Here is a 21,457-nt window from a genome sequence, read left to right as displayed (position 1 = left end):
CCAGAAGCCAAGACCTGAGGCCCCAACCACCCACCCACGAAGGGCAATCGAACCGTGAACTTATCCCGTTCCCTCAGCGCGCCACCGCAACGTGCCCTGGCGAGATGTCTGGGCCCGATCGCCGCACTCCTGGCCGTCTGCTGCGCGGTCCTGGGGCTCGTGGCGTCGCCGGCGTCCGCCGCCGCGCGGCCCGCGGCGGGCTGCGGCACGGCGTTGCAGTGCGTGGGCTTCACCTCGGCGAGCAACGGCCGCCAACTCGACGTGCAGAACGGCACCATGGGTGACGGCGCCTACATCGTCACCAATTCCGCACCCGGCTACCACCAGGCGTGGCACCTGAACGTCAACCCGTCCGACTCGTCGTTCACCATCGTCAACAACGACACGGGCAAGTGCATCGATGTCAGCTTTCCAGCGCTGCGGCAGGAGACCTGCGCGGGCCAGGCGAGCCAGGAGTGGTACTTCCAGCCGGTCGCGGGTGGCACCAGGACGTTCATGCTGCGGCACGAGGGCGACAACACCTGCCTCGACCTGCTGCTCGGCGCGCAGTACGACGACGCCTGGACCGACCAGTACACCTGCAACGGCACGGTGAACCAGCGGTGGACGCTGTCCTCGGCCGCTCCCGCCTCGGACGCCTCCGCGGCCTGGAACCTCGCGGTCGCGCACGCCGCGGCCCAGTGCCAGCAGGACACTTCGACGTGCACCTGGGCGGAGTCGAGTGAGTCGGCGGCGGCCCCGCTGCCGCAGGTCTGCGCCTCGGCGGTCTGGTACAACGACACAAGTGGCCCGATCTCGCAGGCCTTCGCCGTGAACAACACCACCGGGTGGTCCGACACCATCGCCAGTTCCGTCTCCAGCGACCTGTCGGGCGGTGCGGCGGGCGCGTTGCAGACCAAGGTCTCCGCGAGCCTGACGTTCACCAACGTCTGGAACGGTTCGACCAGCGTCAACAACAGCGTCACGGTGCCGGTGCCCGCCGGGCAGTACGGCTGGGTGACGTTGTCGGAACTGGCGAAGAAGGTGACCGGCACCTGGACCTTCGACGCCCGCGGCTTCCCGTGGACGGCGGCCGACACCATCACCGTTCCGCTCAAGGACGACCCCAGCGGCGGCGCGACCGTCTACGTCGCGCACACCAGCCCGACCTTCACCTCCTGCGTGTGAGCGACGGTCGGGGCTCCGGGCGGCGACCCGGAACCCCGACCACCGCCGGATCAGGAACCGGCCTTCTGACGGGACCCTCGGCCGCGGGCCGTCCGCGCTACGGGACCACCGTCACCGGCCAGCGGGCCGCCTTCACCAGACGCACCGCGAGCGAGCCGATGATCCGGTGTCCCGCCTGCTCCGAGGCGCCGACCACCACCGCGTCGGCGCGCAGGTCGTCAGCCGCCTGGGCGAGGCCGCTGAACGGATCGCCGGAGAAGGTGTGGAACTCCCACCGCAGTTGGAAGTCCTCCCCCAGCCGGTCGCTGGCCTCCCTGACCTGCGCGACGATCTCCTCGGCGATCTGCGACGTGGCCTCCGCCATCGGAACGCCGAGGCCCGCCGTGCCGGCCATCGCGATCGGCTGCACGTAGACCAGCGCGAGCAGGGACCGCTGGCGGCGGGCGAGCCCGGCCGCGTAGGCGGCGGCACGCCAGGACGAGTCGGAGCCGTCCACCCCGGCGACGATCACCTTCGGACCGTCCGTGCCTCGTTCGAACACGGGGGTGTTCCGGCCCTCAAGCTCGTGGTCTTCGCTCACGGTCCGAGGGTATCGGTCGGGTGCGCGATGATCGAGAGCCCGTCGCAGTACGGCTCGCCCTCCGGCTCGTCGGAAGAACGGGAACCGGCCGCCCACCGGCGCACCTCACGGTCAGGGGTCCCGCCCACGACGGCGAACCGCGCCCGTGCCACGCGACGAGTGCGGCCACCGTCGCACCAGGCGCACCCCTCCCGCCTCACGCGTCGTCCCCGTCCACGACTCGCCCGCCGGAACGGGCCGAGGCCCTTGCCCAGGACAGCAAGCGCTTACAGGATAGGTCCGGTATCCGTTGTCCGGTGCGGGACGCATGCCGACCCGATCGCCGCGCCCCCGGGAGATCACGCATGCCCGAACGCCCGTCCGCGCCCACGCCGAAGCGCCCGCCCACGCCGACCGGTGACCGCCCACCGGCCGGTGACCACGCGCACTCAGGCAACCCGACGCCCGCAGACGCCCCGACGCCGGGAGGCGATCCAACGACCGCGGGCACCCGAACGCCGGCAGTCGCCCCCACGACCGCGAGCGGCCGAACGCCCGCAGGCAAGCGCCCCACCACCGCAAGCCGGTCCACCGCCGCACGCCGACCGCCCCCCGCGACCCAGGCCTCCACCGCAAGCCAGTCCTCCGGGGCGGGCCGATCCCCCGGCGCGAGCCGGACCCCCGCCACGAGGCAGGCCCCCGCAAGGAGCCAGGCCTCCCCCGCGACCCGGACCTCCACCGCGCACCGCGCAGCCGCGGGGATTCGACTGCCCGCGCAGGACTGGCAGTTGTCACCCCGAACCGGCTGGACCCGCGCGCACTGGGAGGCGGTGGCCGACCGGCTGCTGGACGCGCTCGTGCCGTACGCCTCGCCGGGCTTCGCGCGTTACGACCTGCCGGGGCGCGGCAGCCGGTCAGGGCCGCGGTCCGACGGACTCGAAGGGTTCGCCCGGTCATTCCTGCTCGCCTCCTTCCGGATCGCGGGCGCGCTCGCGTCCGCCACGACCAGGCACCCGCTCCCCGCGCACGGCCCGGTCGAAGCACTGATCACACGCTACGCGCGGGGTCTGACAACGGGCACCGACCCGTCCCGCCCGGACGCCTGGCCGCCCATCGCCGAGCGCTCCCAGCCCATGGTGGAGGCGGCGTCCGTCGCCATCGGGCTGCACGAGACCCGCCCGTGGATCTGGGACCGGCTGGACGACCGGGAGCGCCTGCGCGTCGTCGAGTGGCTGTCCGGCTTCACCGGCAAGCACACCTGGGACAACAACTGGCGGCTCTTCCAGGTCGTCGTCGAGCAGTTCCTGGCATCGGTGGGGGCGCCGTACGACCGGGAGGCGATCGAGGGCGGGCTCGACCGGATCGAGGACTGGTACGTGGGCGAGGGCTGGTACTCGGACGGCGAGGGACGCCACTTCGACTACTACAACGCCTGGGCGCTGCACTTCTACCCGTTGCTGTGGTCGCGGATCGCCGCGTCGACTCCGGGCCGCGGGGCCGATCCGGCGCGGGTGGCGGCGTACCGGGAGCGTCTGCGGCTGTTCCTCGACGGCTACCGGTACTTCTTCGGGGCGGACGGCGCACCGGTGCACCAAGGGCGCTCGCTGACCTACCGGTTCGCGACGGCGGCGCCGCTGTGGATGGGCGCGCTCGCGGACGCCACGCCGCTGGCGCCGGGCCTGACCCGGCGGATCGCCTCGGGCACGCTGCGGCACTTCGCGGAGCGCGGGGCGCCGGACGCGGACGGCCTGTTGCGGCTCGGCTGGTACGGGCCGTTCCTGCCGGTGACACAAACGTACTCGGGGCCCGGGTCGCCGTACTGGGCGAGCAAGGGTTTCCTCGGCCTGCTGCTGCCCGCGACACACCCGGTGTGGACGGAACGCGAACTCCCCTGTCCCGTCGAGGAGTCGGACGTGACGGTGGCACTGCGCGGTCCGGGGTGGCTGCTGCACGGAACGCGTCGCGACGGGATCGTGCGCCTGCTCAACCACGGCAGCGATCACGAAGTGGCGGGCGGGGCGGGCAGCGGGCCGCCGGACGGGCGCGCCGGCGCGGACGCCGCCACCGACGCGGTCGTGAATGCCGTCACCGACGCGGTCGCGGGCGACCCGCACTACGCGAAGCTCGCCTACTCCTCCCGTACGGCACCGCAGTCCGCGCCGGAGGCCTGGCGGCGCGGGATCGACAACCACTTCGCCCTGCTCTCCCCCGACGGCGCCCCTTCCTCGCGCACCGCGGTCCACCCGATCGCGGTGACCAGCCGAGCGGCGTCCTCCTGGCACACCGCACGCGTGGAGACGCCGGGAGACGCGGGGCGCACGCGCTCGGCCACCGGCACGCCGTCCTCGGTCGCCTACCGTGTGGAGACGACCGCGATGCCGTACGGGGCGTGGGAGGCGCGAGTGCACCGGGTGCGGCGCGTCGAGCCCGACGCCGCCGCGGCCCCCGGCCTCGCCGGTCGCCGTCCCGCCGCCGGCTGTGCCGCCCCCGGGCACCCCCTGGCCCGCCACCCTGCCGCCTGCCGTCCCGCCGCCCGCGAAGGGGGCCACGCCCTCGCCGACGCCGCCGAGCCGGTCGCGGCCACCGGGGACGGCTGGGCACTGGTCCGCCGCCGTGACGGCCTGACCAGCGCCGTCGTCGGGCTGCACGGGTGGGACGCGGCGGCGGTCGAGCACGCGGTGGACGCGAACGCCTTCGGGCGGCACTCGGCCGTGCCGTATCTGACCGCTGCGGGAGGGCAGCGTGACGGCGGCAGTGGCCGCGCGCCGGAGGCGACGCCCGGCGGGCACGTCTACGTGTCACTCGTCGGCCTGTCCGGCGTGCCGCTGGACGAGGAGTGTTTGCGCCGGACGAGGGAGGAAACCGCGGTGGAACCGACGGACGGCGAGGTGGTGATCCGATTCCCCGACGGCACGGAACTTCGGGCGTGAGCGCCCGCCCGCACGCGGACGCGCTCACACCATCGCCGCCTTCCGGCAGCATCGAATTCAGCCGGCGGAAGCAGGGTTGACGCTCCGTCGGTACTTCGGCCGTCAAGCGCGTCGGCCCGGCCGCCTTTCATCCCCCCGCAGCTTTCGTACCGTTCGCACCTCCCGAGGCTAGGAGTTCGATGACCAGCGATCCGGAGCGCACGCCTCACGATCCGGAACCACCGCTCCCCGACGCAGGCCCCTTCCCGCTCCCCGACGCGGGCGCCCTCCTCCCGTACTACGAGGATCCGTCCCCCGGGCACGGCACGCTGCCACCCCGCGCGTGGTACGCCGACTCCTCCGCCCGGCGCATGGACCTGTGCGGCGTCTGGCGTTTCCGCCTCGCCCCGACCGCGGAGGCGCACGATCCCGAAGGCACCTTCGCGCGGCGGGGTTTCGACACGTCGGGATGGGACTTGCTGCCCGTCCCCGCGCACTGGGTGCTGGAGGGCCACGGTGCGCCCGCGTACACCAACACGCGCTATCCGTTCCCCGTCGAGCCGCCGCACGTGCCGACGCAGAACCCGACCGGCGACCACCGCCTCGTCTTCGACCTGCCGTCCGACTGGCCCTCGGGTGGCGAAACGGTACTGCGATTCGACGGGGTCGAGTCCTGCGCCCGCGTCTGGCTCAACGGTCACGAGCTGGGCGTCTTCAAGGGCAGCAGGCTGCCGCACGAGTTCGCGGCCGGCGCGCTGCTGCGGCCGCGTCGCAACGTGCTCGGGGTGCGGGTCCACCAGTGGTCGTCGGGCAGCTACCTGGAGGACCAGGACATGTGGTGGCTGCCGGGGATCTTCCGGGAAGTGACGTTGCTGCACCGGCCGGACGGCGCGGTGGCGGACTTCTTCGTGCACGCCTCGTACGACCACCGGGACGGCACCGGCACGTTGCGAGTGGAGAGCGAGCCGCCGGGCCGCGTCACCGTGCCCGCGCTCGGCCTCGACCTGCCGACCGGCGAGGCCGCCACGGTGCCGGTGGAGCCGTGGAGCGCCGAGTCGCCCACGTTGTACGGGGCCGAACTCGCGCTGCACGGTGAGCGGATACCCCTGCGTCTGGGCTTTCGCACCGTCGCGGTGGAGGGCGGCGTGCTGAGGGTCAACGGCAGGCGCGTGCTGCTGCGCGGGGTGAACCGGCACGAGTTCGATCCGGACCGCGGCCGGGTGATGAGCGTCGCCACGATGCGCCGCGATCTGGTCCTGATGAAGCGTCACAACATCAACGCCGTCCGCACCAGCCACTATTTGCCCCATCCTCGATTCCTCTCCCTCTGCGACGAGTTGGGGATGTGGGTGGTCGACGAGTGCGATCTGGAGACGCACGGCTTCGTCCGCCCGCCCAATCCGGGCAACCCGGTCGCCGACGAGCGCTGGACCCCCGCGCTGCTGGACCGTGCGGCGCGCATGGTGGAACGCGACAAGAACCACCCGAGCGTCATCATGTGGTCGCTGGGCAACGAGTGCGGCACGGGCGAAGGGCTTCGGGCCATGGCCTCGTGGATCAAGCAGCGCGATCCGGGGCGCCCGCTGCACTACGAGGGCGATCCCACGTGCGCGTACACCGACGTCTACTCGCGGATGTACGCCGACCACGCCGAGGTCGAGCGGATCGGGCGCCGCGAGGAGGAGCCACTGCCGGACGCATGCGCGGACACACGCCGCAGGGCGATGCCGTTCGTCCTGTGCGAGTACGCGCACGCCATGGGCAACGGGCCCGGCGGACTGGCCGAGTACCAGCGGCTGTTCGAGAGCTACGAGCGCTGTCAGGGCGGCTTCGTGTGGGAGTGGATCGACCACGGACTGCGCCTCGGCGGCGATCCTGGCGAGCGGCGCTTCGGCTACGGCGGCGACTTCGGGGAGGAGGTGCACGACGGCAACTTCGTCTGCGACGGGCTGCTCTTCCCCGACCGGACCCCGTCGCCTGGCCTGACGGAGTACAAGAAGGTCGTCGAGCCGGTGCGGATCGAGCCACCGTCCGCCGCCTCCGGCGTCCCTCCCGGCGCACTCCGAATCACCAACCGGTACGGCACCATCAACTCCCGTCACCTGGCGTTCCGTTGGGTGTACGAGGTGGAGGGGCGCCCCTTCGGTGACGGCGAACTCGCCGTCCCCGCTTTGGAACCGGGCGAGTCAGCGGAGGTACCCCTGCCCGATACGCCTCGTGACGCGCCGTCAGGAGAGGCGTGGTGGACCGTGCGGGCCGTGCTGGGGACCGCGACGGCGTGGGCACCGGCGGGACACGAGGTCGCGTGGACGCAGTTCCCGGCCGACGACGGGCGCGCGGCGATGCCGCCGGGTCGGGCCGTGCGGGGGCCGGTTGCGCTGGGACGAGCGGCGCCCGGTCGGGCCGAGCCGGGGCGCGCCCTGAGGGGCGGGCCGCGTACGCCGCGTCGGGCCGAGGGCGGGGTCGTGGTGCTGGGGCCGGGCATGTTCGACGCTGCGAACGGGGAGCTGCGGTACCTGGGCGGGTTCGCGGTGTCCGGGCCCCGGCTCGACGTGTGGCGGGCGCCGACCGACAACGACGCGGGCTCCGGCGCACGGCCCGCCGACCGGTTGGAGCCGCGCTGGCGGGAGCTGGGCCTGCACCGGATGCTGCACCGCACGGTGCGGGTGTCGGTCGGCGGGGACGCGCTGACGGTCATCACCCGGGTCGCCCCGGCCGCCGCGTCGCTGGGACTGCGCACGGTCCGCACCTGGACCGCGCGGGACGACCGGCTACGGCTCGACGTGGACGTGACACCGGAGGGCGACTGGCGGGTGCCGTTGCCCCGGCTGGGGGTGCGGCTGGGGACGTGCGGGACGCTGGAGCACGCCGAGTGGTTCGGCGGCGGCCCCGGCGAGGCTTACCCGGACAGCCGCTCCGCGTCCCGCATCGGGCGGTACGCCATGCCGGTGGACGCGTTGCAGACGCCGTACGTGCGCCCGCAGGAGAACGGCGCGCGGGCCGACGTGCGATGGCTGAGGCTGCGCCGCCCCGACGGGAGCGGGCTGCTGGTGGAGGGCGACCCGGTGTTCTGGTTCACGGCGCGGCGCTGGACCAGCGAGGCGCTGGACGCCGCCACGCACACCGCGGACCTGGTGCCGGACAAGGAGCGGCTGTGGCTCACCCTCGATCACGCGCAGCACGGTCTGGGCAGTGCCTCCTGCGGTCCCGGGGTGCTGCCGCCCTACCGGCTCCTGGCGCGTCCGGCGCACTTCTCGTTCACGTTCCACCCGCTGAACTGAGCCGCCGGAAGGGGATTGGCCGGGCGGGGCGCAGAACGAGGGCGGACGGGTGCGGAACGGAGGCGGGCGCGGAAGGGGCGGCGGGCGGGGCGTCCGCGGCGGATGCCCCGCCCGCCGGGGCTCGCCTCAGGCCGAGGCGCCGTCCGGCTGCGGAACGGTGCCACCCGCCGGGTGCGCGCCGACGTCGGCGTCGGGTCGACGCCCCGCCTCCCCCGGTGCCGTCGCGGCGGCGGGCGGCACCGGCAGCGGCACGGCACGCGGGCCCGGTGCGGCGACCGCGCGCCACCACGGGGCGACCGGCAGCTCCCCGTCCGGCTCGAACGGCTTGCCCGGCGGCGGCACCGCGACTCGTACGCCGACCGACTCGGCGGCGGCGAGGGTGCGTTCGCCCGGCTCGTCCCACGGATGCGGGGCGAGGTTGAACGTACCCCAGTGGATGGGCAGCAGGGTGCCCTCGGGGGTGCCGCCGGACAGGTCGAGGTGGGTCCGCAGCCCTTCCTCCGGCGTCATGTGGATGTCGGGCCAGAACTCGCTGTACGCGCCGATCTGGATCATGGTGGCGTCGAACGGGCCGTGCCGCTCGCCGATCTCGGCGAAACCGGGGAAGTACCCGGTGTCGCCGCTGTGGTAGATCCGGTGCTCGGGCCCGGCGACCACCCACGACGCCCACAGCGTGTGCTGCGGGTTGCGCAGGCCCCGGCCGCAGAAGTGCCGGGCGGGCGTGGCGGTGAGCGTGAGACCGCCGACGCCGACCGACTCGTTCCAGTCCAGTTCGGCGATCTGCCGCTCCGGCACCCCCCAGCGCTCCAGATGGGCGCCGACGCCCAGCGGCACGGCGAACCGCGTCCCGGTGCGCACCAGTTGGCGGATGGTCGGCAGGTCCAGGTGGTCGTAGTGGTCGTGCGAGATCACCACGGCGTCCAGCGGCCCGAGTTCGGCGAGCGGCACCGGCACGGGGTGCACCCGACGCGGCCCGATGAACGAGAACGGCGAACAGCGCTCGCCCCACACCGGGTCGAACAGCACCCGGTGGCCGTCGATCTCGGCGAGCACGCTGGAGTGCCCCATCCAGGTCAGCCGCAGTCCTGAGACGGCGGGCCTGGCGAGGTCGGAGAGCGTGAACGGGTGCACCGGCACGTCTCCCGCCGGGCGCCTGCGGACCCGGTCCGCCTTGCGCAGCATGGTCCGCAGCAGGCCGGGGCCCGGCCCGCGTGGCGGCTTGCCGGGGCCTGCGGGGTTGACGAAGACGCCGTCCGCGAAGTTCGGCGAGCGGTGGATGCGGGCCAGCCGCTCGCCGCTGGGCGGGGCGCCGAAGGAGAGCGGACGCGGGGCGCTCATGACGCCCGCCCGGGCTGTCCGTAGGCCCGCTCCACCCGCAGGCGCAGTACCAGCCGCCGGTCCGCGACCATCGCCGCGCGGTACTCGTCCCAGTCCGGGTGCTCGCCGCGCAGCGCGCGGTAGAGGTCGACCAGCTCCTCGACGGCAGCGTCGTCAGGCGCGGCGGCCACCGCCGACAGCTCGGCGGTGCCCTCGGCCGCCGTCCAGCTCCAGCGGTCCGCGCTGGTCACGTGGTACGTGGCCCGTGGGTCGCGGCGCAGGTTGCGGGTCTTGGCGCGGTCGTCGGTGAGGGAGACCCGGATGACCCGGGTGTCCGGGTCGTAGTGGTGGTTGACGTTGGACAACTGCGGCCGTCCGTCCTTCTTGAGGGTGACCAGCACCCCGCCGTCCACTTCGCTGAGCAGTCGCAGCAGCGCGTCGTCGCGCTCGTCGGTTCCCGTCATACCGCCCTCAACGCACGGCCCCGACCAGGTGTTCCAGGTCACGCGGGGCGTCATGCGCCCCACGCTCCCGGCGGCACCCCGACCCGCCCCGGTACCCCGCGTGAACACCGGCGGAGCACCAGGTGAACACCTGCCCCGGGCCGTCGGAGGTGATCTTTTCCTGTAGTAGCTTCGCTGCTGCCCCGGCACGTCGCCCGGCTTCCCCCGTGATCGGCGTCGCCGCACTCCGGGCGCTTCCCCTCCTTGACCGAAGGCCACCGATGTCCGTCCTGACCTACCCAGAAGCCATAGGCGTCGGCCTGCTGCAGGGCGTCACCGAGCTGTTCCCGGTCTCCAGCCTCGGCCACAGCATCCTGGTGCCGGCACTGGTCGGCGGCCAGGTCGAGCGGGACCTGAACGTGTCGGCCGACGGATCGCCGTACCTCAACGTGCTGATCGGCCTGCACCTGGCGACCGCGCTGGCGCTGGTGGTGTACTTCCGGCGGGACTGGGCCCGGGTGGTCCGCGGGCTGTTCACCTCCGTGCTGGAGCGGCGGATAGCCACCGTCGAGCAGCGGCTCGCCTGGCTGCTGGTGGTCGCCACGATCCCGGTGGGCGTAGCCGGGCTCGCGCTCGACAGCGTCTTCCGTACCACCCTCGGCAAGCCGGTCCCGACAGCGATCTTCCTCTCGCTCAACGGCATCGTCCTGTACGTCACCGAGCAACTGCGCCGGGGCGGCACCGGCCGCAGACGCGCCGGAGCGGCGCCCGCGCCCGGCGAGGAGCACCTGAGCGAGGAGGAGCTGTCCGACCGGCGCATCACCCGGCTCGGCTTCGCCCAGGCCACCTGGATCGGCGCGGCGCAGATCCTCGCCCTGTGCCCCGGCATCAGCCGCTCGGGCTCGACCATCAGCGCGGGCATCTTCCGGGGCATGAACCACGAGGACTCGGCACGCTTCGCCTTCCTGCTGGCCACCCCCGTGATCGGTGCGGCGGCGCTGCTGAAGGTCCCCTCGCTGCTCGGCCCGGCCGGGGACGGCATCAGGGGCCAGGTGGTGGCGGGCAGCGTGGCGGCCTTCGTCGCCGGATACGTGGCCGTGAAGTACCTGACGAAGTACTTCGAGACCCGGACGCTGACCCCCTTCGCGATCTACTGCACGGTGGCGGGCCTGGGCAGCCTGGCGTACTTCACCCTGACCTGAGGTCCGCGCGCAGGCCCTGGAGGCGCCGTGCCGGCACGGGTGCCGCACGCCACCGTTCCGGCCGGACGGCCCGCGCGGCCGGAACGGCTCGGCTAGCGGCCTATCTCCTTGCGGGTGACGCGCTTGAGGCGGGCCCGCTGCGACTTGTCCAGCGCGAGGTAGCCGCCGACCGGCACGCCGACGATGATCAGCAGCGCCGCCCACAGCGGCAGCACCCAAAGCAGGACCAGGCCTACCGCGACTCCTCCGACTACGTATCCCGTGCGCTTCGACATCGCTATCGTCCTCCGTCCGCGGCACCGGCCGCGACACCGCGGATCCATCATCCGCTCTGACCGCTCAACGCCGCCAGGGACCTGGAGGTTCCCGTACACATGTTCCCCGAACGGGTGATTCCCGCCGGTATGGTCCCCTCCAGGCCTGGCGTACGCCTTTCCAGGCCCGGCGCGCACCACGCGGAGCCCGGCGCGCACGCCACGGAGCCCGGCGCGTACACCTCGGAGCTGGGCGCGCCCCCCAGAGCCCGTGCGCGCTCCCGTGGTCCGGCCGCGCGGGCGGGTCAGACCAGGGTCGCGGTGAGGGTGATCGTGGTGCCGGAAAGGGCCTGGCTCACCGGGCAGTTCTTCTTGGCATCCTGCGCCGCCGACTCGAAGCCCTGGGCGTCCAGGCCCGGTACGTCTCCCTCGACGGTGAGGTGGATGCCGGTGATTCCCTCGCCGGGCTGGAACGTGACGTCGGCGCGGGTGTTCAGCCGGGTGGGCGGCGTCCCCGCGCCCGCCAGACCGTGCGAGAGGGCCATGGAGAAGCAACTGGAGTGGGCCGCCGCGATCAGCTCCTCCGGGCTGGTCAGGCCGCCCGGTTGCTCGGAGCGCGCGGGCCAGGACACCGGCTGGGAGCCGATGCCGGACGAGTCGAAGCTGACGGTGCCCCTGCCCTCGAGCAGGTTGCCTTCCCAGACGGTGTGCGCGGTGCGGGTGGTGGCCACGACGGGGTACCTCCTGAGTTCCGGTGATGTGGTTGCGATGGTCGTTGCGACGCCGCGACGCGGAGGCATTCCGCTCGCGGGCACGCGACGCGTCTCCCTGCTACGGATCATGCGCCACGGCGGCCCGCGCCGGGCGGCGAAACGGTGTCCCGGGCGGCGCCGGGCCGAAGAATCACCCGCGCGATGCCGAGAATCACCAGGCTCTGACGGGCTTCACATCGGATTCTCATGAACGTCGTCAATGATCATTGGCGCGAGTACACTCGCCGTCCCTGCCGCCCTCGAACAAGAAGGGCCTCGTATGCCGTACAGGTGGTCGTCCCTCCGGCGCTCCCGATTCGCGCGCGCCGTGTCCCGACGCCTGTGCCGCAACTCCGCCCTCACGCTCTCCTGGCTCGTCCTGGTCGCCGTGGGCAGTACCGCGAGTGCCGCCGCCCTGACCGACTCCTCGTCCTCGATGGGCGTCTCCAAGGAGATCCACGACACCCGGCAGTTCGCCATGGTCGGCGCCATCTTCAACGGCCAGGTGTCCTCCTCCGGCGACCACTTCTGCACCGGGAGCGTGGTCGACAGCGCGGGCAAGGACCTGATCGTCACGGCCGCGCACTGCGTGACCAACGGCACCGGCCCGCTGTACTTCGCCCCGGGATACCACGACGGGATCGCACCGTACGGCGTGTGGAAACTGGACCACACCACGCTGGACCCGCACTGGACCAGCGGCCAGAACCCGGACTACGACGTGGCCTTCGTCAGCGTCGACGCGCTCGGCGGGCGTCAGGTCCAGTCCGTTGTCGGCGGCTACACCCTCGGCATCGACCGCAGCCCGACCAGCACGGTGCGCATCACGGGCTACCCCGAGGTCGACGACGCGCCGCTCACCTGTGTCAACCGCGCCTCGTCGTTCAGCGCCACGCAGTTGCGCATCGCCTGCACCGCCTACAGCGGCGGCACCAGCGGGACCGCCTGGGTCACCGGCGGCACCACGGTCATGGGGGTCATCGGCGGCTACGAGCAGGGCGGCGACACGCCCGACGTCTCCTACAGCGTGGCCTTCGGCGGTTCCGTGGAAGCGCTGTACCAGCAAGCCACCGCCTCGTCCTGACCTCGACTCCCGCCGGGCACTCGGCCCTCCAGCGGGGCTTTTGCAGCACTTTTGCCCCTGAGGCACAAAGTTTGCCTGTCAGGCACTGCCGGGTGTGGACTTGCGGCATGACCTCCCCCGCAGCGCACACCGTCGCCGAACCCGCGGACCCCGCCGGCCCCGAGCTGACCGGCCTCGGCAGCAGGCTGCGGGAGCGGCGCCGTCGCAGCGGGCTCACCCTGGAGGCCGCCGCGGCCCGGGTCGGTCTGTCGCCCGCGTATCTGTCCCGCCTGGAGACGGAACGGCGCCAGCCCTCGTTGCCCGTGCTGCTCGGCCTGTCCCGAGCCTACGCCACGACCGTGGCGGAACTGCTGGGCGAGGAGACCGCGCCCCGCGATCCGGTCATCCGTGCCGGCCGCATCGAGCCCGGCCGCGCGGGCGGCTGGGGCTACCGCAGGACGGGCGCGCCGGACCGGGCGATGCAGGCCCTGCGGCTGCGCATCCCGCCGTCGGTCCAGGACGCGGTGGTCCGGGTGCACCCCGGTGAGGAGTGGCTGTACGTGCTGTCCGGGCGGCTGCGGCTGACCCTGGGCCAGGCGGTCCACCTGCTCGACCCGGGCGACGCGGCGCACTTCGACTCACTGACCCCGCACCGGCTGGCCTCCGCGACGAAGGGTCACGCCGAAGTGCTGTTCGTGCACACGCTGTTGCAGACCCCGGCCGGCGCGTTGTGCATCGATCCGCCGGGGCACGCCCACTGATCCCCGAGACCCGCACCGGAGCCGAGCCCCCCCGGCCGACGGCTCCCCTCACCAACGGCATTACACGCCGTTCACGCAGGAAGGTCGCTTCCGCCATGCCCGAAACCGGAACGCAGCACGTCACGCAACCCGCCACCATCCCGTCGCGGAACCGCAAGTGGCTCAACCGCGGCCTGGTCGTGCGACTCGCCATCTATCTCGTCGGCTCCCACCTGTTCGCGGCGTTCCTCTTCCTGCTCTTCGAACTGGGCGGCCACCGCCACTGATCCGCGGCCCGCGGCCCGCGGCCCGCGCATAATCGCCGCATGGCATCGAAGCCCCAACAGGCCGCCCCCGTATGGGAGATCGCGCCGGAGCCGGTCGGTTCGGCCGACTCCGGCGCGCTGCTGCGCGCGTACTACTCGGACATCGTCGACCGCTACCACCGCCACCATCACGGCCGCGCGGCGACCGCCGCCGAGGTGGACGCGGCCATGACCGCCGAGCCGAGCGGCCATCTCGCGCCGCCCGGCGGGCTGTTCCTGGTCGCGCGGCGCGACGGAATCGCTCACGGCTGCGCGGGAGTGCGTCTGCTCGCGCCGGGGAAGGCCGAGCTGACGCGGGTCTACGTGGCGCCCTCCGTCCGGCGCGGCGGGCTGGGCTCACGCCTGCTGACGGCCGCCGAACGAGCGGCACGCGAGCGGCTGGGCGCGGCACTGCTGTGCCTGGACACCCGCTCGGACCTGGTGGAGGCACGGGCGCTGTACGCGGCACGCGGGTACGCGCAGGTCCCCGCGTACCACGACGGGCCGTACGCCGATCACTTCTTCGCCAAGCGCCTGACGCCCTGACCGCCCGACGGCCTGACCGCCCGGCGCCCGTGGCCCCTCACGCCAGGGCCGCCTCGCGCCATCACCGCCCGGCGCCCCGGCCGCCTCACTCCTTGACGCCGACGCCCGCGTAGAAGGCGATACGGTGCAGTTCGGACGCCTCAGGGAGGGCGCCTTCCGGACGCCACAGCGGGGCCTGGACGACGCCGGGCTCCAGCAGTTCGAAACCGTCGAAGAACGGCAGGATCTCGTCGTAGCCGCGCAGCGTGAGGTGGGCGGTGGCGTTCTTGTAGACCTCCCGCGCGTCGCCCTCGGCGTCCCGGTGGAAGTCCGTGGTGCCGTGGGTGAGGACGAGGTGGCTGCCGAGGGCGAGCCGCTCGGTGAAGGCGCGCAGGATGCCGGCGGGGTCCTCCGCGTCCTTGATGAAGTGCAGCACGGCGACGAACAGCAGGGCGACCGGCTGATCGAAGTCGATCAACTCCCGTACCAGCGGGCTCTCCAGGATCGACTCGGGGTCGCGCACGTCGGCCAGCACGAAGCCCGCCTGCCCGGTGTCGGTCAGCTTGGCGCCCGCGTGGGTGGCGACGATGGGGTCGTTGTCGACGTAGGCGACCCGCACCGACGGGTCGATCTCGCGGGCGACCTCATGGGTGTTGGGCGAGGTGGGGATGCCGGTGCCGATGTCGATGACCTGGCGTATCCCGGAGCGCACGACGGTGCGCACCGCGCGGCCGAGGAAGGCGCGGTTGGCGCGGGCGCTGGCCCTGGCCTCCGGTGCCATGGTGATGACCTGCTCCGCGGCCGCCCGGTCGACCTCGTAGTTGTCCCAGCCGCCGAGGTAGTAGTCGTACATCCGGGCGGGGTGGGGCTTGCTGGTGTCGATCCGCTCGACGGGGAACCCCGCTGCGGTGAGGTCCTGCTCGCTCACGCCTTGCTCCGTTCGGTGCACTTGGTGGGTGACGCGAGGAGGAAGTCGGCGTCGCCGGCCTTCGCGCCCTGGATGAACGTCTGGATCTCGTGCTGTGTGTAGATCAGCGCCGGCCCGTCCGGGTCGGTGGACTGCCGGATCGCCACCCGGCCGTCGCACAGTCTCATGGCCTCGACGCAACTGCCGCCGTTGCCGCCGCTCCATGGCTTGCGCCAGCCCTCGGTGCCCAGTTCGGCGGCGGGCATGCCGTTGTATATACGTTCCCCGTACAGGTGTTCCCTGCCCGGGTGATTGCGGTCCCCGTCAAACCTGCGGTCCATCGGTCAGATCTCCTTGCGAACGCCGCCGAGGAAGGCCTCGGTGCTCTGTGCGGGCGTGGCCTGCGCGCACATCCGGTCCAGCGCCTCCAGGTAGGTCGACACGTCCTCGCGTTCGTCGAAGTAGACGGCGCCCACCAGACTCTCCGAGCAGACGATGTCGGGCAGTTCCTGGAGCTCGAACCGGAAGATGTGGAACGGTCCGTACATGGCGGGGTGCGGGCCCGCGGCGAAGGGCATGACCTGGAGCCTGACCTTCGGCATCGCGCAGGCCTCGACGAGCCGGTCGACCTGCGCGCGCATCACCGCCCGGCCGCCGATCGGCCGGCGCAGCACGGTCTCGTCCATCACCACCCACAGCAGCGGCGGCTCGTCCCCGGTCAGCCGGGCCTGCCGGGCCAGCCGCAGGGCGACGAGGCGGTCGATCTCCTCGTCGGAGGCGTGCGGCAGGCCGGCGCGCAGCACGGCACGGGCGTAGTCCTCGGTCTGCAGCAGACCGGGCACGTAGTGCGGCTCGTAGGCGCGGATCAGGTTCGCCTCGCCCTCCAGGCTGACGAACGCGCTGAACCACTCGGGCAGCACGTCGCGGTAACGGTGCCACCAGCCGGGCCGGTTGGCCTCCCGGGCCAGCGCGAGGAAGCCCTCGACCTCCTCCGGGTCGCGTACGCCGTAGGTCGTCAGCAGCTTCTCGACGTACGGGATCTTCAGGCCGGTCTCGGCCTTCTCCATCCTGCGGATCGTCGCGTGCGTGACGTCCAGCGCGGCGGCGGCCTGCTCGTAGCCGATACCCGCCTTCTCCCGCAGATCCGCGAGGCGCTTGCCGAGCACCACGCGCAGGACTGTCGGCGCACCTGAACCCCGGGACTCCGCCACCGCCGCTCCTTGGTCCTGTAGCTCTCGGGTCCCCACGCCCTCGGACCCTGGATCCTGTCGTCCCTGCTTGAACGGTCAACTCCCCTACGGACAAAGCAGTGTGTCACGTCGTCAGGTGAGTGACCGGTTGGGGTTTCCGATTCTGCAAATTACAGAACGCATCTTGCCATCTGTTGAGCGCACCGCGCATAGTGTCGGAGTGCCTTCCTCCCACGACGCTCTGAAGTTGGAGCGCCCGGCCGGCCTCGACGCCCGGCGGCAGCCGTGCACGTCACGAACGGACGTGTTCCACCTGCCCGCTCTCGGATCGTGCGTGGGCGAGGCCCGCGGGAGGCTCCGCGCCCTGCTGGCCGAGCGCGGTGTCCACGGCGAGGTCGGGGACGACGCCGGCCTGGTGCTCTCGGAGCTGTTCACCAACGCCGTCCGCTACAGCGACAGCGAGCGCATATCGTGCGCCCTGCGTGTCATCGGCGATGCCATCCGTATCGAAGTCGCCGACCAGGGGCGTGGCCTGACGGAGCCTCAGCCACGCCGGGCGGAGGTCGACGAGGAGGGCGGACGCGGTCTGCTCCTGGTCAACGCGCTGGCCACCGCCTGGGGCGTGCAGTCCTGCCCGGACGGCGGGGGCCGCCTGGTGTGGGCGGTCCTGCGCGACGCGGGTGCGAGCGCGCAGCCACTGAGCCCGAAGGCCTGAGGCGCGCCTCCCGACGTCCCGGGCCCCTCCGGCCGACCCGGGCAGCCCCGCCTCCCCCTCCGGTCGCGGTCGTGGCGGTCCTCGCCGGGGGCGTGATCGCGGGAACCGTGGCTACAGCGGCATCAGGTCCGGGCGCTTGGCGGTGACGTTGTCGCCGCTGGACTCCCCGCGCAGCCTGCGGCCGATCCACGGCACCAGGAACTCCCGCGCCCAGTGGATGGTGTCGCGGCGGGCGTCGGCCGCGGTGACCGGGGGCAGTGGCGGCCACGGCTGGTCGGGGTCGGCCGGCACGGGGACGCCCAGGACCTGCCCGGCCCGCAGCGCGACCCGGGTGTGGCCTTCGGGGGACAGGTGCAGGCGGTCCTCACTCCAGGCCCGCCGGTCCTGCACCGAGCGCAGCGACCACAGGTCGAGCACCGGGCACTCGTAGCGGTCCGCGATGGCCCGCAGGTGGGCGTTGTACGTGGCGATCTTGCCGCGCAGGTGCTTGAGCACCGGAACGCCGCGGGTGTCGAAGCCGGTGGCCACCAGGACGGACCCGGCCGCGCCGGTGAGCGTCGCGACGGCCGCCTCGAAGCGCTCGGCCACGTCGTCGGGGTCGGTGCCGGGGCGCAGGATGTCGTTGCCGCCGGCGCAGAAGGTCACCAGGTCGGGGGCGAGTTCCACCGCGCGCGGGACCTGCTCCGCCACGATCTGGTCGAGCAGGCGGCCGCGCACGGCGAGGTTCGCGTACCGGAAGTCGCCCTCGGGACGGCGGTCGGCCAGCAGGACGGCGAGGCGGTCGGCCCAGCCGGTGAAGGTGCCGTCGGGTCCCGGGTCGCCGACGCCCTCGGTGAAGCTGTCGCCGATCGCCGCGTACGACCCGATGGCCGCCGCACCCGACATGGACGGGGAGTCAGGAGTGTTCACATCAGCCACTCGCGACATCTTTCACCGCGCGACGTGACCTACGCGACCGTAATGAGGGGTTGACGCGACGTGATTCATCCCACCCGGCCCAAGGCCCGGGGAGCGGAATAAGACGGAAGGTGCATGACACACGGATCGCCGCGGCGGGCGGCGGACTCGGGGGCGTGCCACCGGGCGGACACCCTCCCCGGCACATACCGGCTGGTACGCATCCTGTCGTCTTGTCGTATCGTCGGCATTGGCTTGTGCGGCGGTGACCAGTACCGTCGGCCGTCCATGAGGAGCCCCGGTGACCCAGCAGACGCCGCAGTCCGTGACGGCACAGCCCGAGCCCGAGCTGACGGGGGTGCGCAACTTCCGCGACGTGGGCGGGCTGGCCACCACGGACGGACGCCGGGTCGCCCGCGGCAGGCTCTACCGCAGCGGTCACCTCGCGCACGCCACCGAGCAGGACGCCGCGTGCCTCTCCGCCCTGGGCCTGCACACCATCCTGGACTTCCGCAACTCCTCCGACATCGCGCTGGAGGGGCCGGACGTCAGCCTCGACGGGGTGCGCAACCTCAACATGCCGCTGAGCGACCCGGCGGCCGGCGCGGACTTCTGGCTGTCGGTGCGCGAGGGGGACCTGGAGACGCTGCACGCCGCGCTGGGCGACGGGCGGGGCGAACGCCGGATGATCGGCGCCTACCGATCGCTCGTCCTGGAGCGCACCGCCGAGCACGGTCGCATGCTGGAGCTGATCGCGGACTCCGCGGCGGTGCCGGTGCTGCTGCACTGCGCGGCCGGCAAGGACCGCGCGGGCACCTCGATGGCGATCATCCTGCTGGCCCTCGGCGTGCGGCGGGACGAGATCGAGGCGGACTACCTGCTGAGCAACGACGCGCACCGCCGGTACCGGGTGCAGCGCGCCGCGCACGCCGAGCCCGCGACGACGCCGGAGGTCATGGCCCTGCTCAGCCCGCTGTTCGAGGCGAGGATCGAGTACCTGACGGCCGCCTTCGACACCATCGAGGAGCGCTGGGGCTCCGCCGACCGCTACCTCGCCGACGGCCTGGGCCTGTCCGACGAGCGCCGGGAGAGGCTGCGCGCCCTCCTCCTGGAGGACCGCAACGGCTAAGGTCGGCCGGGTGACCGCGAACCCTTTCTTCACCAGGAGCAAGCTTCCCTACGAGTTGCCGCCCTTCCAGGAGATACGCGTCGAGCACTACGCTCCGGCGCTGGACCGGGGCATGGCCGAGCAGCTCGCCGAGATCGCCGCGATCACCGGCGACGCGTCGCCGCCCACCTACGACAACACCGTCGCCGCCCTGGAGCGCAGCGGCGAGCTGTTGCGCCGGGCGGACTACGCCCTCTCCACGGTGTCGCTGTCCGACGCCACCCCTGAGATCCAGGCTCTGGACGCGGAGTACCGCCCCAGGCTCGCCGCCCACCAGGACGCCATCCACCTGGACCGCGCCCTGTTCGCCAGGATCGACGCGTTGTTCGCCGAGCGCCACCAATTGGGCCTGGACCCCGAGGATCTGCGGTTGCTGGAGCGCCGCCACCAAGACTTCCTGCGCGCGGGTGCGGGCCTGACGCCGCAGCAGCAGGAGCGGTTGCGCGAGCTGAACCGTGAACTCGCCCGTGCCGCGACGGCGTTCCAGCAGAACCTGTTCGACGACACCAAGGCGGGCGCGCTGGTGCTGGATCGCGCCGAGGACCTCGCCGGGCTCTCCGACGACGCGATCGCCGCGGCGGCGGAGAACGCCAGGTCGCTGGGGCACGAGGGCAAGTACGTCCTGAGCCTGAAGCTGTTCACCAATCAGTCCGAGCTGGCGTGGCTGGAGGACCGGTCGGTGCGCGAGCGGCTGATGACCGCCTCGCTGAGCCGGGGACTGGACTCCAACCGTGAACTGGTCGCACGTCTGGCGACGTTGCGGGCGGCGAAGGCCGCACTGCTGGGCTACCCGAGCTACGCCGCGTACGCCGTGGACGACCTGACGGCCGGCAGCACCAAAGCGGTCGAGGACCTGTTCGCCCGGCTGGTCCCGCCCGCGGTCGCCAACGCCCGAGCCGAGGCCGACGCGCTGCGCGAGGCGGCGGGCGGTGAACTCGCCTCGTGGGACTGGTCGTTCTACGCGGAGAAGGTCCGCAAGGAGCGGTACGACATCGACATGGCGGCCCTGCGCCCCTACTTCGAGCTGGAACGCGTGCTGCACGACGGTGTTTTCTTCGCCGCCGGGCAGGTCTACGGGATCACCTTCACCGAGCGGCCCGATCTGGTGGGCTACCACCCGGACGTGCGGGTCTTCGAGGTTTTCGAGGAGGACGGCAGCCCCATCGGGCTGTTCCTCGCCGACTTCTACGCGCGCGGCACCAAGCGCGGCGGCGCCTGGATGCACGCGCTGGTCGACCAGTCGCGGCTGCTGGGCACCCGTCCGGTCGTCGTCAACAACAGCAACATCACCAAGCCGCCCGCCGGTGAGCCCACCCTGCTGACCGTGACCGAGGTCAAGACGCTCTTCCACGAGTTCGGTCACGCGCTGCACGGCCTGCTCTCCGACGTGCGCAACGTGTCCTTCTCCGGCCCGAACGTGCCGCGCGATGTGGTCGAGTACCCCTCCCAGGTCAACGAGATGTGGATGCTGCGGCCCGAGGTGCTCGCCCGGTACGCCCGCCACCACGTGACCGGCGAGCCGCTGCCGGAGGCGGTGGTGGACCGGCTGGTGGAGGCACGTCGCTTCGGCGAGGGCTTCCACACCGTGGAGTACCTGGCGGCGGCCGTGCTCGACTGGGCCTGGCACTCCCTGGCGGACGGCCGGCAGCCCGGGGACGTGGAGGAGTTCGAGGCGGCGGCGTTGGAGACCGCGGGGCTGGCGATGCCCGAGATCCCGCCGCGTTACCGCAGCACGTACTTCAGCCACGTCTTCGCCGGCGACTACAGCGCGGGGTACTACTCCTACATCTGGAGCGAGGTGCTCGACGCCGACACCGTCGAGTGGTTCGAGACCAATGGCAGGTCCGTGCGTGAGAGTGGTCAGGCGTTCCGCGAGGGCCTGCTGTCGCGCGGCGGCAGCGTGGACCTGATGGAGGCGTTCGAGGCCGTGGTGGGCCGCCCGCCGCGCATCGAACCGCTGCTGGCCCGGCGCGGGCTCACTGCCTGACGAGCCGTCAAGCCGCTGATCGCAACGCGGTCGGTCCCGTCGGCAGCCCCTTCCCTGGCCGCCGACGGGACCGGTG

General features: G+C 72.6%; 20 protein-coding genes. 11 read left to right on the top strand and 9 right to left on the bottom strand.

Features of this window, described 5'->3' with window-relative positions:
- The first annotated feature begins 54 nt into the window (after positions 1 to 54).
- On the top strand, positions 55 to 1,167 hold the full coding sequence (locus CK485_RS22435) for an RICIN domain-containing protein (RefSeq protein ID WP_109453670.1): 1,113 nt from the start codon (positions 55 to 57) through the stop codon (positions 1,165 to 1,167).
- Positions 1,168 to 1,264: 97 nt separating this feature from the next.
- Here CK485_RS22435 and CK485_RS22430 read toward each other — a convergent pair whose 3' ends face one another.
- Positions 1,265 to 1,747, bottom strand: a complete 483-nt coding sequence (locus tag CK485_RS22430; RefSeq protein ID WP_109453669.1) for a universal stress protein — start codon at positions 1,745 to 1,747, stop codon at positions 1,265 to 1,267.
- Positions 1,748 to 2,514: 767 nt separating this feature from the next.
- On the opposite strand from CK485_RS22430, the gene CK485_RS22425 reads away from it, so the two are divergent.
- Together CK485_RS22425 and CK485_RS22420 are read left to right on the top strand one after the other, a co-directional pair.
- Positions 2,515 to 4,656 (top strand): DUF2264 domain-containing protein, encoded by a 2,142-nt coding sequence (locus CK485_RS22425; RefSeq protein WP_241968531.1) that lies wholly within the window; start codon positions 2,515 to 2,517, stop codon positions 4,654 to 4,656.
- A 179-nt stretch (positions 4,657 to 4,835) separates the two neighbouring features.
- The gene (locus tag CK485_RS22420; protein ID WP_109453668.1) at positions 4,836 to 7,916 is read left to right on the top strand and encodes a glycoside hydrolase family 2 TIM barrel-domain containing protein; all 3,081 of its coding nucleotides are present in this window, start codon (positions 4,836 to 4,838) and stop codon (positions 7,914 to 7,916) included.
- 126 nt (positions 7,917 to 8,042) lie between these two features.
- On the opposite strand, the gene CK485_RS22415 is transcribed toward CK485_RS22420, so the two are convergent.
- On the bottom strand, positions 8,043 to 9,254 hold the full coding sequence (locus tag CK485_RS22415) for an MBL fold metallo-hydrolase (protein ID WP_109453667.1): 1,212 nt from the start codon (positions 9,252 to 9,254) through the stop codon (positions 8,043 to 8,045).
- On the bottom strand, positions 9,251 to 9,697 hold the full coding sequence (locus CK485_RS22410; protein ID WP_109453666.1) for a PPOX class F420-dependent oxidoreductase: 447 nt from the start codon (positions 9,695 to 9,697) through the stop codon (positions 9,251 to 9,253). The genes CK485_RS22415 and CK485_RS22410 overlap by 4 nt, the downstream gene beginning before the upstream one ends.
- Positions 9,698 to 9,957: 260 nt before the next feature.
- Here CK485_RS22410 and CK485_RS22405 point away from each other — a divergent pair, with 260 nt between their 5' ends.
- Positions 9,958 to 10,878, top strand: a complete 921-nt coding sequence (locus CK485_RS22405) for an undecaprenyl-diphosphate phosphatase (protein ID WP_109453665.1) — start codon at positions 9,958 to 9,960, stop codon at positions 10,876 to 10,878.
- Positions 10,879 to 10,970: 92 nt separating this feature from the next.
- Here the strand turns inward: CK485_RS22405 and CK485_RS22400 are convergent, their stop codons facing one another.
- Together CK485_RS22400 and CK485_RS22395 are read right to left on the bottom strand one after the other, a co-directional pair.
- On the bottom strand, positions 10,971 to 11,153 hold the full coding sequence (locus CK485_RS22400) for a hypothetical protein (RefSeq protein ID WP_109453664.1): 183 nt from the start codon (positions 11,151 to 11,153) through the stop codon (positions 10,971 to 10,973).
- Between the two features lie 284 nt (positions 11,154 to 11,437).
- Positions 11,438 to 11,863, bottom strand: a complete 426-nt coding sequence (locus tag CK485_RS22395; protein WP_109453663.1) for an OsmC family protein — start codon at positions 11,861 to 11,863, stop codon at positions 11,438 to 11,440.
- Between the two features lie 349 nt (positions 11,864 to 12,212).
- Here CK485_RS22395 and CK485_RS22390 point away from each other — a divergent pair, with 349 nt between their 5' ends.
- The 4 genes from CK485_RS22390 (at position 12,213) to CK485_RS22380 (ending at position 14,538) form a co-directional block, all read left to right on the top strand.
- Positions 12,213 to 12,968 (top strand): trypsin-like peptidase domain-containing protein, encoded by a 756-nt coding sequence (locus tag CK485_RS22390; RefSeq protein ID WP_241968530.1) that lies wholly within the window; start codon positions 12,213 to 12,215, stop codon positions 12,966 to 12,968.
- 107 nt (positions 12,969 to 13,075) lie between these two features.
- Positions 13,076 to 13,708, top strand: a complete 633-nt coding sequence (locus CK485_RS22385; protein ID WP_109453661.1) for an XRE family transcriptional regulator — start codon at positions 13,076 to 13,078, stop codon at positions 13,706 to 13,708.
- Between the two features lie 95 nt (positions 13,709 to 13,803).
- Complete coding sequence (locus CK485_RS29130) at positions 13,804 to 13,974, top strand: DUF6126 family protein (RefSeq protein WP_199239533.1); 171 nt, start codon at positions 13,804 to 13,806, stop codon at positions 13,972 to 13,974.
- Between the two features lie 39 nt (positions 13,975 to 14,013).
- Entirely contained in the window at positions 14,014 to 14,538 is a 525-nt protein-coding gene (locus CK485_RS22380) for a GNAT family N-acetyltransferase (RefSeq protein WP_109453660.1), read from the top strand.
- Between the two features lie 85 nt (positions 14,539 to 14,623).
- On the opposite strand, the gene CK485_RS22375 is transcribed toward CK485_RS22380, so the two are convergent.
- From CK485_RS22375 to CK485_RS22365, 3 genes are read right to left on the bottom strand one after another with little or no spacing between them, the layout of a single operon-like run.
- Positions 14,624 to 15,445: an SAM-dependent methyltransferase gene (locus CK485_RS22375; RefSeq protein ID WP_275124656.1), complete on the bottom strand. Its 822-nt coding sequence runs from the start codon at positions 15,443 to 15,445 to the stop codon at positions 14,624 to 14,626.
- On the bottom strand, positions 15,442 to 15,765 hold the full coding sequence (locus CK485_RS22370) for a DUF397 domain-containing protein (protein WP_109453658.1): 324 nt from the start codon (positions 15,763 to 15,765) through the stop codon (positions 15,442 to 15,444). Before CK485_RS22370 ends, CK485_RS22375 begins: the two co-directional genes overlap by 4 nt.
- Before the next feature lie 3 nt (positions 15,766 to 15,768).
- The gene (locus tag CK485_RS22365) at positions 15,769 to 16,635 is read right to left on the bottom strand and encodes a helix-turn-helix transcriptional regulator (protein ID WP_109453657.1); all 867 of its coding nucleotides are present in this window, start codon (positions 16,633 to 16,635) and stop codon (positions 15,769 to 15,771) included.
- A 199-nt stretch (positions 16,636 to 16,834) separates the two neighbouring features.
- On the opposite strand from CK485_RS22365, the gene CK485_RS22360 reads away from it, so the two are divergent.
- Entirely contained in the window at positions 16,835 to 17,329 is a 495-nt protein-coding gene (locus tag CK485_RS22360; RefSeq protein ID WP_241968529.1) for an ATP-binding protein, read from the top strand.
- Positions 17,330 to 17,440: 111 nt separating this feature from the next.
- Here the strand turns inward: CK485_RS22360 and CK485_RS22355 are convergent, their stop codons facing one another.
- Positions 17,441 to 18,214 (bottom strand): SGNH/GDSL hydrolase family protein, encoded by a 774-nt coding sequence (locus tag CK485_RS22355; protein ID WP_109453656.1) that lies wholly within the window; start codon positions 18,212 to 18,214, stop codon positions 17,441 to 17,443.
- Between the two features lie 313 nt (positions 18,215 to 18,527).
- Here CK485_RS22355 and CK485_RS22350 point away from each other — a divergent pair, with 313 nt between their 5' ends.
- Both CK485_RS22350 and CK485_RS22345 read left to right on the top strand, forming a co-directional pair.
- Entirely contained in the window at positions 18,528 to 19,355 is an 828-nt protein-coding gene (locus tag CK485_RS22350) for a tyrosine-protein phosphatase (protein WP_109453655.1), read from the top strand.
- 10 nt (positions 19,356 to 19,365) lie between these two features.
- Complete coding sequence (locus CK485_RS22345; RefSeq protein WP_109453654.1) at positions 19,366 to 21,381, top strand: M3 family metallopeptidase; 2,016 nt, start codon at positions 19,366 to 19,368, stop codon at positions 21,379 to 21,381.
- The last annotated feature ends 76 nt before the right edge of the window (positions 21,382 to 21,457 follow it).

It is taken from the genome of Streptomyces sp. ICBB 8177 (genome assembly GCF_003144095.1).
GTDB lineage: Bacteria > Actinomycetota > Actinomycetes > Streptomycetales > Streptomycetaceae > Streptantibioticus_D.
This window is presented reverse-complemented; position numbering and strand designations above follow the sequence as displayed.

Bases quoted from the DNA above. Each gene is read 5' to 3' on its own strand.
- CK485_RS22400 (WP_109453664.1), bottom strand. From the start codon at position 11,153: ATGTCGAAGCGCACGGGATACGTAGTCGGAGGAGTCGCGGTAGGCCTG.
- CK485_RS29130 (WP_199239533.1), top strand. From the start codon at position 13,804: ATGCCCGAAACCGGAACGCAGCACGTCACGCAACCCGCCACCATCCCG.
- CK485_RS22370 (WP_109453658.1), bottom strand. From the start codon at position 15,765: ATGGACCGCAGGTTTGACGGGGACCGCAATCACCCGGGCAGGGAACAC.
- CK485_RS22420 (WP_109453668.1), top strand. From the start codon at position 4,836: ATGACCAGCGATCCGGAGCGCACGCCTCACGATCCGGAACCACCGCTC.
- CK485_RS22355 (WP_109453656.1), bottom strand. From the start codon at position 18,214: ATGTCGGGTGCGGCGGCCATCGGGTCGTACGCGGCGATCGGCGACAGC.
- CK485_RS22405 (WP_109453665.1), top strand. From the start codon at position 9,958: ATGTCCGTCCTGACCTACCCAGAAGCCATAGGCGTCGGCCTGCTGCAG.
- CK485_RS22415 (WP_109453667.1), bottom strand. From the start codon at position 9,254: ATGAGCGCCCCGCGTCCGCTCTCCTTCGGCGCCCCGCCCAGCGGCGAG.
- CK485_RS22385 (WP_109453661.1), top strand. From the start codon at position 13,076: ATGACCTCCCCCGCAGCGCACACCGTCGCCGAACCCGCGGACCCCGCC.
- CK485_RS22410 (WP_109453666.1), bottom strand. From the start codon at position 9,697: ATGACGGGAACCGACGAGCGCGACGACGCGCTGCTGCGACTGCTCAGC.
- CK485_RS22380 (WP_109453660.1), top strand. From the start codon at position 14,014: ATGGCATCGAAGCCCCAACAGGCCGCCCCCGTATGGGAGATCGCGCCG.